This is a genomic window from Mesorhizobium sp. C432A, from assembly GCF_030323145.1.
Taxonomy (GTDB): domain Bacteria; phylum Pseudomonadota; class Alphaproteobacteria; order Rhizobiales; family Rhizobiaceae; genus Mesorhizobium.
Window position 1 is genome coordinate 2209312 of sequence record NZ_CP100470.1, and the last position, 15350, is coordinate 2224661.

Sequence of the window (15350 nt, forward strand, 5' to 3'; positions counted from 1 at the left end):
GCGTCCGGTCGAACCGACCCCCTCTGGCCTGCCGGCCATCTCCCCCTCAAGGAGGGAGATTATCCACGCCCGAAATGCCGTGCCGCGACCTCGACATGCGTATGTGCCGCATGCGGCGCGAAGCGCTCGGTCTCGTTGTGGTCGGGCGCTTCGTTCGGCCACCAGACACCGCCGATAACAATGCCTTCTGAGACCAGCCGCTGATCCGCGATCAGCGCCGCACCGACCGCATCGACGAAGGTAAAGCGCCCGGGGCGCAGTCTCAGCACCGCGACATCGCCGACACCGCCAACTTTCAACGTCCCAAGCTCCGGCCTGGCGATCGCCTCGGCTGGCCTTTGCGTGGCGGCGCGCAGCACCTCGACCAGCGGCATGCCCAGCGCCATTAGCTTCGACATGCAGACCAGTATGTCGAAGGCCGGACCGTCGACGCAATAGAGATGCACGTCGCTGGAGATGACGTCGGGCGCGAGGCCCTCGGCCAGCATCGCTTTCGCCACGGCGAAGTCGAACGATCCCATGCCGTGGCCGATGTCGAAGATGACGCCGCGTTCGCGGGCCAGCCGCATGTCCGGCCGCACCGCGCCGGAGGCGAAGACCGGCGCGTTGGGGAACGGGCGAAAACAGTGCGTGAGGATGTCACCCTTGCGCAGCCGCGGCAGCACTTCGGAGCGGCCGGGCGGCGGCTCGTCTATATGCGCCATCAGCGGCAGGCCGGCCTGGTCGGCGGCTTCCAGCGCGAGATCGACCGGCGCGATGCCGCTGGCGCCGCCGGCATGCTTGCCGGAGCGCACTTTTACGCCGACGACGACATCGGCGTGCTCGCGCACCGCAGCCACCGTCTCGCGTGGCTCGCAGAGCCTGAGATCGCTGCATTCGCCGACAGAGACGCTTTGCGAGAAGCCGAATATGCCGGCAAAGGAGATGTTGACATAGGCCAGGATGCGCACCTTCGAGCGCTCGATGACATGGCGGCGAAAGCCCAGAAAATTGCCGGCGCCGGCGCTGCCGGCATCGATGAAGGTGGTGGTGCCGCTCTTGGCCGCCAGCCGGTCGGCGTCGACGCCAAGCGAGGTGCCGCCCCAGTAGACATGGCTGTGCAGGTCGATGAGGCCGGGTGTGACGATGCAATCACGAGCATCGACTATCTTGGTGGCGTGCTCGGCATCGATCGCCGCCTCGATGGCCACGATGCGTCCGCCCGCAACGGCGACATCGCGCGGCGCGTCCAGGCCCGAGGCCGGATCGATCAGGCGGCCGCCCTTGATCAGGAGATCGAACTGCATCGGCGCCTGCCTCTCTTCGTTTTGGGGCATGATCTCTGGACAAAACGGTTTCCGTTTGTCCGAGAAAACCGGTTTCCACTTTTCGAGATCATGCCCCGACTGGTCAAACCGGCCGGTAGGCGACGGCTTCGACCTCGATTTTGATATCGATCATCAGCCGCGATTCGACCGTGGTGCGGGCCGGCGGATTCTTCGGGAAGTGCTTGGCGTAGACGGCATTGAAGGCGCCGAAGTCGCGCGCGTCCTCGAGCCAGACCGTGGTCTTGACGACATCGTCCATGGTGCAACCGGCCAGCGCGAGTGCCGCCTTCACATTCTGCAGCACCTGCTCGGTCTGCTCGGTGATGCCGCCCTTGACCACGATGCGGTCGCTGTCGACCGGCACCTGGCCTGAGATGTAGACGAAATCCCCGGCGCGCACGGCCGGCGACAGCGGCACGTGGGATGTTCCAAAACACTCTTTAGGCAAAGGAAACTCCTGTTCAGAATGGCGGGCCGCGCCCCGTTTTCGACGACCGCTCTACGCCTGTCCCGGTGATCCTCATAGGGGGCTTTTTGGAAAGCAGCATTTTTCCAAACGCGTGTTGCTTTATCGCAGGCTCGCCAGCATCTTGCGCGTCGCATTTTCCCGACAGGAGATTTCAATGACCTTCGACAAGAACCCGTTTCCAGAGGGCGATGCCGATCGCCACGCGCTCTGGGAAATGTTGGTGCGGCGCGACATCGACGCCTTTATCGGTCAGGACTGGTCGATGGTCGAGGATGATTTCCTCGCCGACAGCTTCTTCGGCATGCATGCGCATTTCCTCAGCGATGCCGACGCCTGGCGTCTGCAATTCCCGAGCCTTGCCGTCTATCGCGACGAATGGCTGCGCCAGGCCAAGGAGACGGCGGCGGCCAGATTCGCCGAGCCGCTGCGCGAGGCGCTGTTTCGCGTCACCAACATGCGCGACATCGATGTCGATGGCGACCGCGCCGTGCTGCACAAGAAGTTCAACGGCTCGGTGGCCAAGGCCGATGGCAGCGTCGACAAGCTGAAATGGCAGACGCTGTATTTTTGCAGGAAGGTGGCGGGCCACTGGAAGATCGGCGGCTTCGTCGGCTACATGCCACATCCCTTGGGGATCTGAGGTTTACCCGCTTATGCTATTGCCGGCTTCGCGCACGAAGACGTCCGCTTCCGGGCTGCAGCTGTAAAAGCTCGCCAACCGAACCCACTCGAGCTCAAGCGAGTTGAACGGGACAGGTTCGTCCCACAGGGCTAGCGGGAGCGGTGGTCGAACACGACCGCCATGGTCTTACCAATTGCCGCCATGACGACGAGTTCGACGAGATCGTCGTCGCTGTCGACACAGGTTGGATCCATGCGGCGGATGGCGTCGAGCGCCGCTCTAGTCGAGACGGTATCGCCGGCGCGGAATCTGGAAAGCGCAGAGGAAACAAGGTTCTGGGTTGTCACGTCGATGACAGGTACGCTCGGCACTACGTTCATGGCTTCCTCCTGCCAAGAACCCTCTCCCGAAGGAAATAATACGCCGAACGACGGCGTGTGCCAGCGGAATCGTGGTCCGACCAGATTGCCGGGAGGGCACGTTTGCGTGTTTGATAGGGTCGAGCCCACAGCGTCCAGGACCGGATATGAAACTGTACTTCAGCCGCAATCCCAATCCGCGCCTTGCGGTAGCAACGGCACGTCATCTGCAGGCCAAGGTCGAGTGTGAGTTCGCGGCACCCATGGCGCCCCGGCAGGCTGAGCGGTTTCGTCAGCTCAATCCCAATCTTACCCTGCCGATATTGGCATGGACGGGCGGCAGCCTGTGGGAAGCCGACGCCATAGCCTGCCTTCTGTCGCGCGAAGCGGGTTCGGATTTCTGGCGCGGCGGCGGCGACCAACCCGACATGATCCGCTGGCTGAGCTGGGGCAAGGAAAATTTCGTGCGGGCCTGCGACACCGTGCATTTCGAGCGCGGAACCAAGCAGCGCTACGGGATTGGGCCCGTCGACCAGACCAAGGTCGAGGAGGGGCTGGCGGAGTTCCGCATCGCGGCAGCGATTCTCGAGGCGGAGCTCGCCAAGCGGCCATGGCTTGTGGGCAAGTCGCTCTCCTATGCCGATTTCCGCATGGCGACGTTTTTGCCGTTCAACGATCCAGCCGGCCTGCCGCTGGCGGACTATCCCTCTGTTCTGGGTTGGTATCGCCGGCTCGAAGCCATCGATGCCTGGCGCGATCCCTTCGACGGGCTGGACGCGCCGCTTCTGCCGCCGGTCAACTCCGCTTGATGTGCTTCCCTTTGGGCAGATGGGCTGATGTGTGGCGCTTTGGCAGCATAGGTGTGGAACAGCGGGCGAGTTGCCATGGCGCGCTCGACGGCTCGCGGCCGGGTTGATAAGCCCTGTCCGCAAGGAGAGTCGTGACATGACCGTAGCCATCGAGATGGGACAGACGACGGCGGGTGCGTCGGTGGCGCTCGACCTTGAGGAGCTGCTGGCGACCCGGCTTCTGGTGCAAGGCAATTCCGGCTCCGGCAAATCGCACCTTTTGCGCCGGCTCCTGGAGCAGAGCGCGCCCTGGGTGCAGCAGACCATCATCGACCCGGAAGGCGATTTCGTCTCGCTGGGCGACCATTACGGCCATCTGGTCATCGATGCCGAGGAGCATACGGAGCGTGGCCTGCAAGCAGCCGGCGAGCGGGCGCGCATCCACCGCGTCTCCACCGTGCTCAATCTCGAAGGGCTCGATGCCGAGAACCAGATGCGGCGCGCCGCTGCCTTTCTCGGCGGGTTGTTCGAGGTTGCCCGCGAGCATTGGTATCCGATGCTGGTGGTGGTCGACGAAGCGCAGCTGTTCGCGCCGGCCGTGGCCGGCGAAGTGTCCGACGAGGCGCGAAAGCTCTCGCTCGGCGCCATGACCAATTTGATGTGCCGCGGCCGCAAGCGCGGCCTTGCCGGCATCATCGCCACGCAGCGGCTGGCAAAGCTCGCCAAGAATGTCGCGGCGGAGGCGTCCAATTTCCTCATGGGCCGTACCTTCCTCGATATCGACATGGCGCGCGCCGCCGACCTTCTGGGCATGGAACGGCGTCAGGCCGAGGCGTTTCGAGACCTGGAGCGCGGGCACTTCATGGCGTTGGGCCCAGCGCTGTCGCGCCGCCCGCTCGGCGTGCGCATCGGCCAGACCGAGACCAGCCCGCGCAACGGTACGCCGCGGCTGATGGCAATGCCGGAAACAGCGCTCGAGGACGCACGGGCCATCATCCTGGCAGCGCCGCCGCCCGAGACGATGCGCGCGCCGCGCCGGATGGCGTCGCCCGATTTGCTCGACCAGCTGATGGCGGCGAAGTCTGCGGCGATGGAGATCCGCCCGGAACCTGCGGAACCGGCGGTAAGCGCCGAGGATATCGCCGACCGGCGAGAGCGGGTGGACCGTGTCCTGCGCGCCATCCTGGCGCAGCCCGATGCGGGTTTCCGCGTCATCGGCGTGCTTTATCAGGAGTTCGTCGTCCGCTGCCGCATCGAAGGCCTCGCTTCGGTGGTGCCGGACCTCTCAGAATTCCGTCGCATGCTGACGCGTGCCCGCGCCGGGCTCGGCGCCGACATGGCAGGCGATGACGCCTGGCAGGACGTTTCCGTGCGCGCCTCGCTGCTGCCCGAGGACATGCAGGGCGTGTTCATGATGATCGCCCGCGCCGCCAAGGAGGGCTGGCCGTGCCCGAGCGACGCGGCGATCGCGCGCGCCTACGGCTCGCATTCGCTGCGCCGCGCCCGGCGGCTGCTCACCTATATCGAGGAGCAGGGCCTCATCGTCTGCCAGCTCGACGGCACCGGCCGCCGCACGGTGACGCTGGTCGAGCTCGCCTGGGCGACGGCGCCGGGCGACCCCAATGCCGCGGAGGCGGAACAGGGCAGCCTGGCGCTCTGAAAGGCGAACAGGCAGCTACCTGACTTGCTTGCGCGGTTCTGAACAAGATGTGTTTCGCCGATCGGCGCGCGACGATTTATGATGGGTTTCCGAGAATCGCAGAACGGTTCGGGCGGGAGGGTTGTCCGGTGCGGTTGAAATCTCTGGCTGTCTTTGTCTTTGGCCTCCTCGCCATCGCCGGCATCGCCTTGACGATGTCTGCCCGGTCTTTTGCCGCGTCCTCCGATATACCGGCTTGGCTGCAGGCCCATGTCGGCAATGACGACGGCGAGATTTCGCAAGTGGTGCTGGAGCGGGCGCGCGCGCTTTACCTGAAAAAGGTCGCGCAAGGCCCGGTCCACAATGGCTGCTATTTCGCCATGGATGCGACGCGCCCCGGCGATCTCGGCAATGGCGTGCTAGGGCGGCGCTACTACGTCATTTGCGAGGCCAAGCAGTCGTTCAGGGCGATCTCGTCGGGCCATGGCGGCGGCCGCAATCTGAAGGGCGTGGTCGATTTCTCCAACGGCAAACGCTGCGCGAAAAACTTCGGCAATGCCCTGGACTCGTCCTTGACGACCGGCGGCGCCTATATGACCGGCGAGGCAAAGACCTCATTCAAGGGTTTTTACCGCATCGGCGCAAAAAAGGACCAGGCGCTGCTGCGCACCTTCATCCAGTTCGACGGTGAGGGAGAGACGGCGAACGCCAGGCAGCGGGTGATCGGTGGCCACGCGGCGCGGCTGTTGCGCGGCATGTGCCTGCGCAAAAACCCGAACAGCTCCTATGCCGACCATGACGGCTTCGTGCCATACGGCAAGCTGGTGGATTATGCTGGCGGCCGCAGCAATGGCTGCACCAGCTGGTCGCCGTCCGACGCCGACCAGATCATTTCGATGGTGAAGGGCAATCCGACGACGCTCTATATCTACCCGGAATCGCGCGACATCACCGCCGTTGGTAAATCGGGCGCCTATTGGAATGCGTCCTGCCTGAAGGAGATCGGCAAGCCGAAATTCTGGCCGCGAAAGAGCCTTGAGCCGATCATCGCGCAATACGCCAAGGACAACCCGCCACCGCCGCCGCAACCGTTGCCGATCTGCACCGGGCCGTGAGGGATGAGTCCTCGGCTCGGCATTGTCGGCGGCGCGGACTGGCTGGGCGGCGCCGCCGATCCGATGGGCTCTACTGATTGATCTCGGGTTCGACGAGCTTTGCCAGATTGCGCAGCGACTCCTGCCAGCCGAGATAGCAGGCTTCAGCCGGAATAACGTCCGGAATGCCGGCCTGCGTGATGTCGAGTTCCGTGCCGACCGACACTTTCTTCAGGAGCACGGTCACTTCGATCTGGCCGGGCAAATTGGGGTCGTCGAACCTGTCGGTGTAGCGCAGGCGCTCGCCGGGAACGAGTTCGAGATATTCGCCGCCGAAGGAATGGCTGCCGCCCGTCGTGAAGTTTCGGAACGACATCTTGAAGGCGCCACCGACTTTCGCGTCGAAGCTGTGTACCGTGCAAGTGAAGCCGTTCGGCGGAAGCCATTTCGCCAGCGCGTCGGCTTCTGTGAATGCGCGGTAGACCTTCTCCGGGCTGGTCGTCAGAACGCGGTGCAAACGTACGGTGCTTGGCATCTCTTCGGTATCCTTTGTGGTTTCGTTGTTCGATGCCCCAAGGACGGGTGAACCTCACCCGGTCCGACATAGCCTGTCAAATTTTCTTGAGCCCTTTGCCCGCGGCCATCCGCCCGCGACTTCGACCGCCGCCTCAGGCAGGCGGTCGTGTCGCGTCAAATTGCATGCATCATTGACAGGTTGCCTAACTTTTCGGCGCGGATCTCACAATTTATTAAAATTGTAAGTCTCTCCTACAAAGTTGTATTAGGATCAGCTTAACGCCTTCGGCATTATCTATTAAATGATGGGCGACGATCTCCTTGGTGTACTATAGAATGATTCCCTGGAACGACGGATCAATTTAAGAGTTGATCCGAAATGGTCGCTCGAAGGTTGTCGAACGACCAAGGCAGCACGCGCAAGGAGTGTCGGAATGACCACAGTCCTCAACGCCAAAGGCATTCCACTTCCGTATACCGGCGCTTCCACCCATTGGTTCTCGGCGACTGGAGGCGCGCCTTACCGCTACGGCACCTCGGGCAACGATTCCTTCTGGGGCGACACCAACGTCAAGGTCACCATGTATGGCGGCGCGGGCGACGACTATTACCATCTCTATTCGACGATCAACAAAGCGGTCGAGAACTACGGCGCGGGCGTCGACACGATCGATACCTGGATGAGCTACAAGCTGCCCGCGAATTTCGAGAACCTCGTCGTCACCGGCGACGGCCACTATGCCTTCGGCAATGGTCAGGACAACATCATAACGGGCGGCGCTGGCAGCCAGACGCTGGACGGCGGCAAGGGCAATGACGTCCTGATCGGCGGCGCCGGCGCCGACACCTTCATCATCACCAAGGGCAATGGCAGCGACCTGATCTCCGATTTCGGCGCGACCGACACGGTGCGCCTCAACGGCTATGCTTTCACCTCGTTCGAGGCCGTCCACGCCAATATGGTCCAGGTGGGATCGAACGTGCAGCTGAACCTCGGCTCGAGCGAGGTGCTGGTGTTTCACAACACCACGATCGACAAGTTTCAGCCCGGGCAGTTCGAGCTGCCGATCGACAAGACCGGCATGACGCTGTCCTTCAACGACGATTTCAACACGCTGAGGCTGTGGAACGGCCAGAGCGGCATCTGGGATTCCAATTTCTGGTGGGGGGCGCAGAACGGCAGCTCGCAGCCCCAGAACGGCGAGCTGCAATGGTATATCGACGCCAATTATGCGCCGACCAGCTCGGTCCATCCGTTCAGCGTCGCAAGCGGCGTGCTCACCATAACCGCGGCGCATGCGCCCGACGACATCAAGCCGCTGATCAACAATTACGAATACACTTCCGGCATACTGACGACGCACGACACCTTCTCGCAGACCTATGGCTATTTCGAAATGCGGGCCGATCTCCCGGAAAACGCCGGCGCGTGGCCGGCCTTCTGGCTTCTGCCCGAAGACGGTTCATGGCCCCCGGAACTCGACGTGATCGAAATGTATGGGCAGAACCCGAATGCGCTTCTCATGACCGCGCACACAAATGAGACGGGAACCCACACCGCGGTCGGGTCGACGGTGAATGTCTCCAACACCGACGGCTATCACACCTATGGCCTGTTGTGGACGCCGGACAAGCTGGTCTGGACCTATGATGGCGTCCAGGTCGCGGAAGCGGCGACGCCGTCCGATATGAACAAGCCCATGTATATGCTGGTCGACCTTGCGGTCGGCGGTCAAGCCGGCGCGCCGCCCGACCATCTGGCGACGCCCGCGCAAATGAAGATCGACTATATCCACGCCTATACGCTGAACGATTTGCAGCAGAGCCATCTGAGCACGACAGCCGAGCACGCGGTCTAGATGTCACGGGACCGCGCGCCACTCAGGGATGCGGCCATCGGCCTGCGCCCGGTTTTCCTGCGCGGCATCGCCGATATCGGCATCTTTTCGTTGCTGATCAACATCCTTCTCCTGGTGATCCCGCTCTATCTGCTGCAGGTCTATGACCGGGTGTTGCCGTCCTCCAGCGTCGAGACGCTGCTTTATCTCTCGGCCATGGCGGTCCTCGCGCTCGCCTTCCTCGGCCTGCTGGACGCGGTCCGCGCCATCTACGCGCAGCGTGTTGCGGCCACCGTCGACCAGAAACTGGGCGCGCGGACATTCGCCGCCTCGCTTGGCGCCAGACATGCCGGCAGCGGGCTGTCGCCGCTGAACGACCTTGCCACGACTTGCGCCTTCATCAGGTCGCGCGGCGTGGCGGTGTTGTTCGACCTGCCGTTTGCGCCCGTCTTCCTGGCCTTGCTCTATTTCATCCATCCCGTCCTGTTCTGGCTGACGCTCGCCGGCGCCGTGCTGCTGTTTCTCCTGGTTGTGGCCAACCAGCTTGCCATCGGCAGGAACGATGCCATGTCGGCGGAACGCTCGGCGGTGGCCAGCCAGGCGGAGCAGGCCTTCGCCCGCAACACCGACACGCTGCGCGCCATGGGCATGGTGCAAAATGCCGCCGCGGTCTGGGGACAACACGTTGCTGAGGCGCTGACCCTGCATGACCGTTCCGGAAGCGCCAATGCGATCTTCAGCGCGACGTCGCGGGCGCTGCGCATGATGCTGCAACTGGCGATCCTCGGCGCCGGCGCGTGGCTGGTGCTACAAGGGCAGATGACCGCCGGCATGATCTTCGCTTCGTCGCTGGTGTCGTCGCGCGCGCTGCAGCCGCTCGACCAGCTGATCGGATCCTGGCGGCAGATCGTCGACGCCAAGCGATGCTGGAAGCGGCTGGACACCGCCCTTGCGGCGCAACCAGCGCAGGGGCGCAAGCTCGCACTGCCCGATCCATTGGGCGCGATTTCGGTGCAGGATCTGTTCTTCATCGCGCCGACTGCGGCTTTCGGCACGGAGCCCATCCTCAAGCGGTTGAATTTTGCCATCGGCGCCGGCGAAGCGGTGGCGATCGTCGGCCCGAGCGGGGCCGGCAAATCGACGCTGGCGAAATTGCTTGTGGGCGCGCTGCAGCCGACCGGCGGCGCGGTCAGGGTCGACGGCGCCGACCTGAGGAGCTGGGACGAAACCCAGCTTGGCAGGCATATCGGCTATCTCGCGCAGGAGGTGGAGCTTTTCCCGGGATCGATCGCGCAAAATGTCGCCCGCTTCGAACCCGACGCCGATGACGCCGCGATCGTCGAAGCGGCCAGGCGCGCCGAGGCGCATGAGCTGATTCTCACGCTGCGCGACGGCTATCAGACCATGATAGGCCCGTCGCATACCGTGCTGTCGGGCGGCGAGCGCCAGCGGATAGGGCTGGCGCGCGCCTTCTACGGCAAGCCACGCATGCTGGTGCTGGACGAGCCCAACGCCCATCTCGACGGCAGTGGGGAGGCGGCGCTCGAAGGGATGCTTTCGGCCGCGCGAAGTGTAAGCGTCACGACAGTCGTCATCACGCATCGCCCTTCGATCGCCGCGGCCTGCGACCGCGTCATGGTCCTGCGCAACGGCATGGTCGAAGCTTTCGGCCCTGCGAGCGAGGTGCTGAGGCAACCGGCGGCCGGCAAGGCCGGGAGCGCGGTGGTGACAGGCTCGTTCGTGCCGACCGTGCGCCCGCACAGCGTCCGCTTCGGGTCATAGACGATGATGCAGCAGAGCCTCGCCTTCGAAGGTCGACCGCGCACCGACTTCCGCCGCATGGCCGTCGTCGGCTACGTGGCCATAGCGCTCTTCGTCGGCTGCTTCGGCTATTGGGCGGCGAACGCGCCGCTCTCCGGCGCGGTGATCACCTCCGGCACGATCTCGGCGACGGGCGGCAACATCCTCATCCAGCACCCCGAGGGCGGCATCATCGAGCAGTTGCTGGTGCATGAAGGCGACCGCGTGCAACAAGGCGAACCGCTGGTCCTGCTCGACCGCAGGGCGGCTCAGACCGACCTCAACCGGCTGACCAGACAGACGATCGCGCTCAGGGCAAGTGCCGCGCGACTTGAGGCCGAGCGCGACGGATCGGACAGGCTGGCGCCGATCGCCGAAGCAGCACCCGCGCCGTTCCAGCGCGATTTCGACAATCTGGTGCACGAACAGCAGAAGGAGTTCGAGGCCAGGCTCGCCCGGTTCCGCTCCGAGCAGTCGATCCTGGCGCAGCGCGTCGCCATGCATCGTGAGTCGGCGCTGGGACTGGAGGCGCAGAAACTCGCCATCCAGCAACAGGCCGAGATCGTGAAGAAGGAACTCGGCATCAAGACCGGCCTGCTCGACAAGGGTCTCACCAACCGCAGCGAATATTCGCAGCTTCTGCGCAGCGAGGCCGATCTGGTCGGCCAGGCCGGCGCGCTGGAGGCGGATATCGCAGCGACCAAGACGCAGATCGTCGAAGCCCAGGCGCAGGTCGAGCGCGCGACCACGCAGCGCGTCGAGGACGCGCTGACCAAGCTCGACGAGGTTCGCACCAGCCTGGCCGACATCGGCGAACAGATCACCGCAGCCGAGGCGGTGCTGGGGCGCACGACGATCAAGGCGCCGGCAGCCGGCATCGTGGTATCCTCGATCTACAACTCCAAAGGCAGCGTGATTGCGCCGGGGCAGAAGATCATGGAGATCCTGCCGACCGCGTCGGGCCTCATCGTCGACGCGAAGCTGCGGCCGAAAGACGTGGACCTGGTTCGCGTCGGCCAGCCGGCGAAGCTCAGGCTGTCCGCCCTGAACGCGCGCCTCACCCCTGAGGTCCCGGCTACGGTGACGCAAATTTCCGCCGACCGGCTGATCGATGAAACCACGCATGAGGCGTATTTCCGCGCCAGGCTGAAGATCACCGACACGCTGCCGCAGGGCGTGAAAGCCGAGCAGCTTTACCCGGGAACGCCGGTCGAGGCGTTTATCAGCACCGGCGACCGAACCTTCCTCGAATATCTGGCGCGGCCGATGCTGGACTCGTTCGCGCGGGCGTTCACGGAGCGATAGGCGCCAACTCGTCCTCCCAGTTGACGCCGCCGTAGAACACCCTGAGAATCACCACCTGGTCGCCTTCTACGGTGAAGGCCACAGTCAGGCGGCGCTCGAAGCCAACGATGCAAAGCCCCGGCCGCACATCATCCCTTAGGGTTCCGCGTTCCGAGGCATAGTCGAGACCCAGGCAAAATCGCTCGATCCGCTCGATGTAGCGAAGGGCGGTGAGGTTGCCGGATGCGTGAGCGACCGTATCGTATATCCATAACAGGTCCGTCTGGGCTTCCGGCAAAAGGACAACATGCCGGCGCTTCACACGTTCCCCTTGAGGCGAGCTGCGTGATGTGCGCGAATGCTTTCAAAAGACTTGTCGGCCGGGATGGCCTGGGAGGGGTCTGCCTTCCACCTATCATAGGTCGGCGCGACCTCCTCACGCAGCCAGCGCTCCACAGCGGCGTCGCGTTCCTGCAATGCGCGAAGACCGGCGCGGATCACTTCACTGCTGGTCGCGTATGTGCCGGACCGAACGAGCTGGTCGATGAAAGCAGCCTGCTCGGCCGGCAGGCTGAAGGTGCGTTTTTCGGTGGCGGACATGGATCCCTCCTATCAGGTTGGTATGATATTATCATACCAACGGCGAGATCGCACGCCCCAATATAGGCTTAGGGACCGCTCCCCTTGCCGTCGGCAAAGACACCGGACATTCGGTTCGGATGCCTGAGATGGGTCGGCGTGATACCGGTCTGATGGCGGAAGACACGGCTGAAATGGCCGGCATTGGGAAAACCGCAGCGGTAGGCGATGTCGCCGATTGCCAAGTCGCTCCCCTCCAGCAGCGACTTGGCCTGATGTACGCGCAGCGCAAGATAGGCGGCCATCGGGCCGATGCCGAGCTCGGCGCAGAACAGCCGCTCAAGCTGGCGCCGGGATAAATGCAACCGGCCCGCGATCTCGGCGACCGACAGCGTCTCCTGGAGATTGCTTTCCATCAGAAGCAGCGCCCGTTTCACCGCTCGGCTCGACGCGGCCGGAAAGAGATCGCCGACGGGCTGCACATCCAGGCTCGAGCGGATGCGGTCGAGCACGAGGATCTTGGCGGCTTTTTCCGCAGCCTTGCGGCCGATGAACTGCGACACGAAATGGCCGGCAAGGTCGGCCGCACCCGTGCCGCCGGCGCAGGTCGAGCGGCCCCTATCGACGGAAAACAGGCTGTCGGCATGGGCGTTCACGTCAGGGAATTGGCTGCGGAAATCCTTGATATGGAACCAGCTGACGGCGGCACTGTAGCCATCGAGCAGGCCGTAGCGCGCGAGCACGAAGCTGCCGGTGCAGAGTGCCGTCAGCGGCACGCACTTTTCGGCCGCCCGCAACAGGAAGGCCTCCTTTTCGGAGCTGAGGCTGCGGTTGGTGTCGAGCAGACCGCCGACCACGACGACATTGTCGAACTCCTGCGGATTGCCGATCGCCTTGGTCGGCAGCAACTCGACACCGCAACTCGCGCGGATCGGCAGGCCACGCTCGCCGACGATCTCCCAGTCGAACTCGATCCGGCGGCTGCGGTCGCCTTCATCGCCGGCCAGCCGCAGCGTGTCGATGAACAGCGACAGCGGCGACAGCGTGAAGTCGCGAACCAAGAGAAACGCAAACCGCCTGGCCATTGTTGCTCCGAAACGTTCCTTCGGGTGGATGGAAGCAAAGATGTCGCACAGGCGAGCACGCGGCGCTTTTCAGGAGAAGCCACCGGATGTCGGAGATGAGATCGACGGCCTCAGTGCGGAGCTGGAAATTCTCTGGGTTGTGTGGTGGTCATGGGATGTCGTCATCTACGCTCACACAAGACAGGCAGATGGACCAGTGGAATTGATCAGCATGGCACGGCGTGAGAAAAACCCTATCGTGTTTGTGTAACCTGCAGCACCAAAGCGGAGCCCAAGCCATGACCCTCACCAATCGCGATATCATCGAGCTGACGGCATGGCGCCGCAAGCTGCACCAAAACCCGGAAATCTCCAACGAGGAAGAACAGACCGCCAAGGAAGTCGTCAGCTTCCTCGCCGATACAGCGCCGGACAAGGTGCTGACCGGCCTCGGCGGTCATGGCGTGGCGGCGGTCTATGACAGCGGCCAGGCGGGACCGACGGTGCTGTTCCGCTCGGAGATCGATGCGCTGCCGATCGAGGAGCTTTCGGGCGTCGAGCATGCCTCGCAGGTGCCGGGAAAATCGCATATGTGCGGCCATGACGGCCACACCGCGATCCTGGCCGCACTTGGCCGCCAGCTCGGGCGTGAGCGGCCGGCCCGCGGCCGCGTCGTCTTGATGTTCCAGCCGGCGGAGGAGACCGGCAATGGTGCGGCCGGCGTCGTCGCCGATCCACGCTTTGGCGAGATCGCGCCGGACTTCGCCTTCTCGCTGCACAATCTGCCGGGCGTGCCGTTCGGCGAGGTGCGGCTCAAGCCCGGCGTCGTCAACTGCGCCTCGCGCGGCATCCGCATCGTGCTGGAGGGCAAGACCGCGCATTCCTCCATGCCCGAAACCGGCGTGTCGCCGATGCCGGCGGTGAGCGAGCTCATGCCGCTGCTGCCGGCGCTCGGACGCGGCACCTTTGCCGACGATGTTTTCAGCATGGTCACCGTCACCCATGCGACGATGGGCGAGGCCGTGTTCGGCATCGCGCCCGGCTACGCCGAGGTGTGGGCGACGCTGCGTACAAGGCGCGACGAGCGCATGGCGGAACTGGTCGCGGCGGCGGAAGCGTTGGCCACCAGGATCGCGGCCGAGCACCGTCTTTCCGTGCACTGCGATTATCATGAGATTTTCGTCGCCAGCGTCAACGCTCCAGACGCGGTGGAACATCTCAACCGCGCGCTGGACGAAGAGGGCGTCGCGCGCAGCGAGGAAGCCTTGCCGATGCGCGCTTCGGAAGATTTTGGCATCTTCGGCCACAAGGCGAGGTCGGCGATGTTCTTCCTCGGCGCGGGCGAGCGCACCCCGTCATTGCACAATCCCGATTATGATTTTCCCGACGATCTGATCCCGATCGGTTCGAAGATCTTCATGCGCACGGCGCGCAACCTGCTGGGGTGAGCGGCCCTGCAAAATCCGCATCCTGAAGCTGCCTTTTTCCCGCTGGAATCGTCTTGTAGTCGCCTCCTACATTAGGAGGGGCTTTTGGATGAGAATTGCAATGGTCGTCGCGTTGACTGCGACAGTGGCAGGGTGCGTATCGTCTCCGGTCCAGTATGGAGCCTCGCTCTCGACCCAAGACCCGAAATGGGCGACGCCGGAATGCCAGCAGGCCCGCACCGATGCCATGAATTACGACGCGCGCGAGAGGGAGCATCCGGGATGGGCCGCCGGGGTCGTGCTGGGGCCATACAGCATGGGTCTGGTGGCGGCCATCAAGGAGCATGAGCAGCAGCAGCGAAGGCTGTTGGCGCGCGAGGTGCATTTGCAGTGCTCAAGCCTGCCGCTGCCGAAGGATTTGGACTTCGATCCGCAAATCTACGCACCAAAGCCGGGGAAATATCCGTAGGGCTGGGATTGGTTTGCACAGGGACAATAGCGGAGGCTTGCGCCCTACGAATACCCCCACCCTCAATCCCTCCCAACAAGGGGGAGGGAGACTAG

16 protein-coding genes are annotated in these 15350 nt (G+C 63.9%); 9 read left to right on the plus strand and 7 right to left on the minus strand.

Features of this window, described 5'->3' with window-relative positions:
- Positions 1-59: 59 nt before the first annotated feature.
- A complete protein-coding gene (locus NLY33_RS10610; protein WP_023707575.1) occupies positions 60-1286 on the minus strand; it encodes an amidohydrolase/deacetylase family metallohydrolase in 1227 nt (408 codons plus the stop codon).
- Between the two features lie 103 nt (positions 1287-1389).
- Positions 1390-1755, minus strand: coding sequence for a RidA family protein (locus NLY33_RS10615; RefSeq protein WP_023707576.1), 366 nt, complete (start codon positions 1753-1755; stop codon positions 1390-1392).
- 175 nt (positions 1756-1930) lie between these two features.
- On the opposite strand from NLY33_RS10615, the gene NLY33_RS10620 reads away from it, so the two are divergent.
- Positions 1931-2416, plus strand: a complete 486-nt coding sequence (locus NLY33_RS10620; protein ID WP_023669704.1) for a hypothetical protein — start codon at positions 1931-1933, stop codon at positions 2414-2416.
- A gap of 131 nt (positions 2417-2547) precedes the next feature.
- On the opposite strand, the gene NLY33_RS10625 is transcribed toward NLY33_RS10620, so the two are convergent.
- On the minus strand, positions 2548-2778 hold the full coding sequence (locus tag NLY33_RS10625) for a hypothetical protein (RefSeq protein WP_023669703.1): 231 nt from the start codon (positions 2776-2778) through the stop codon (positions 2548-2550).
- Between the two features lie 146 nt (positions 2779-2924).
- Between NLY33_RS10625 and NLY33_RS10630 the strand changes: the two genes are divergently transcribed.
- The 3 genes from NLY33_RS10630 to NLY33_RS10640 all read left to right on the plus strand — a co-directional run bounded on the left by NLY33_RS10630 (position 2925) and on the right by NLY33_RS10640 (position 6299).
- On the plus strand, positions 2925-3566 hold the full coding sequence (locus tag NLY33_RS10630; protein WP_023707577.1) for a glutathione S-transferase family protein: 642 nt from the start codon (positions 2925-2927) through the stop codon (positions 3564-3566).
- 136 nt (positions 3567-3702) lie between these two features.
- Positions 3703-5205 (plus strand): helicase HerA domain-containing protein, encoded by a 1503-nt coding sequence (locus NLY33_RS10635; protein WP_023707578.1) that lies wholly within the window; start codon positions 3703-3705, stop codon positions 5203-5205.
- Between the two features lie 128 nt (positions 5206-5333).
- Positions 5334-6299 (plus strand): hypothetical protein, encoded by a 966-nt coding sequence (locus NLY33_RS10640; RefSeq protein ID WP_023707579.1) that lies wholly within the window; start codon positions 5334-5336, stop codon positions 6297-6299.
- A 70-nt stretch (positions 6300-6369) separates the two neighbouring features.
- Here NLY33_RS10640 and NLY33_RS10645 read toward each other — a convergent pair whose 3' ends face one another.
- Positions 6370-6813: an SRPBCC family protein gene (locus NLY33_RS10645; protein WP_023683102.1), complete on the minus strand. Its 444-nt coding sequence runs from the start codon at positions 6811-6813 to the stop codon at positions 6370-6372.
- A gap of 415 nt (positions 6814-7228) precedes the next feature.
- Here NLY33_RS10645 and eglC point away from each other — a divergent pair, with 415 nt between their 5' ends.
- Genes eglC through NLY33_RS10660 form a run of 3 tightly spaced genes read left to right on the plus strand, consistent with a single transcriptional unit; the run spans position 7229 to position 11737 of the window.
- Positions 7229-8653 (plus strand): endo-1,3-1,4-beta-glycanase EglC, encoded by a 1425-nt coding sequence (eglC, locus tag NLY33_RS10650; RefSeq protein ID WP_023707580.1) that lies wholly within the window; start codon positions 7229-7231, stop codon positions 8651-8653.
- Positions 8654-10414, plus strand: coding sequence for a type I secretion system permease/ATPase (locus NLY33_RS10655; protein WP_023707581.1), 1761 nt, complete (start codon positions 8654-8656; stop codon positions 10412-10414).
- Between the two features lie 3 nt (positions 10415-10417).
- Complete coding sequence (locus tag NLY33_RS10660) at positions 10418-11737, plus strand: HlyD family type I secretion periplasmic adaptor subunit (protein WP_023707582.1); 1320 nt, start codon at positions 10418-10420, stop codon at positions 11735-11737.
- Here NLY33_RS10660 and NLY33_RS10665 read toward each other — a convergent pair.
- The 3 genes from NLY33_RS10665 to NLY33_RS10675 form a co-directional block, all read right to left on the minus strand.
- Complete coding sequence (locus NLY33_RS10665; RefSeq protein ID WP_023707583.1) at positions 11724-12038, minus strand: type II toxin-antitoxin system RelE/ParE family toxin; 315 nt, start codon at positions 12036-12038, stop codon at positions 11724-11726. The two genes, NLY33_RS10660 and NLY33_RS10665, sit on opposite strands and share 14 nt — an antisense overlap.
- Positions 12035-12316, minus strand: coding sequence for a type II toxin-antitoxin system ParD family antitoxin (locus tag NLY33_RS10670; protein ID WP_023707584.1), 282 nt, complete (start codon positions 12314-12316; stop codon positions 12035-12037). The genes NLY33_RS10665 and NLY33_RS10670 overlap by 4 nt, the downstream gene beginning before the upstream one ends.
- A 68-nt stretch (positions 12317-12384) precedes the next feature.
- Positions 12385-13380 (minus strand): GlxA family transcriptional regulator, encoded by a 996-nt coding sequence (locus NLY33_RS10675; RefSeq protein ID WP_023707585.1) that lies wholly within the window; start codon positions 13378-13380, stop codon positions 12385-12387.
- A gap of 278 nt (positions 13381-13658) precedes the next feature.
- Between NLY33_RS10675 and NLY33_RS10680 the strand changes: the two genes are divergently transcribed.
- Together NLY33_RS10680 and NLY33_RS10685 are read left to right on the plus strand one after the other, a co-directional pair.
- Positions 13659-14807 (plus strand): amidohydrolase, encoded by a 1149-nt coding sequence (locus NLY33_RS10680; protein ID WP_023707586.1) that lies wholly within the window; start codon positions 13659-13661, stop codon positions 14805-14807.
- Positions 14808-14895: 88 nt separating this feature from the next.
- The gene (locus tag NLY33_RS10685; protein ID WP_023704179.1) at positions 14896-15255 is read left to right on the plus strand and encodes a hypothetical protein; all 360 of its coding nucleotides are present in this window, start codon (positions 14896-14898) and stop codon (positions 15253-15255) included.
- Positions 15256-15350 lie beyond the last annotated feature (95 nt).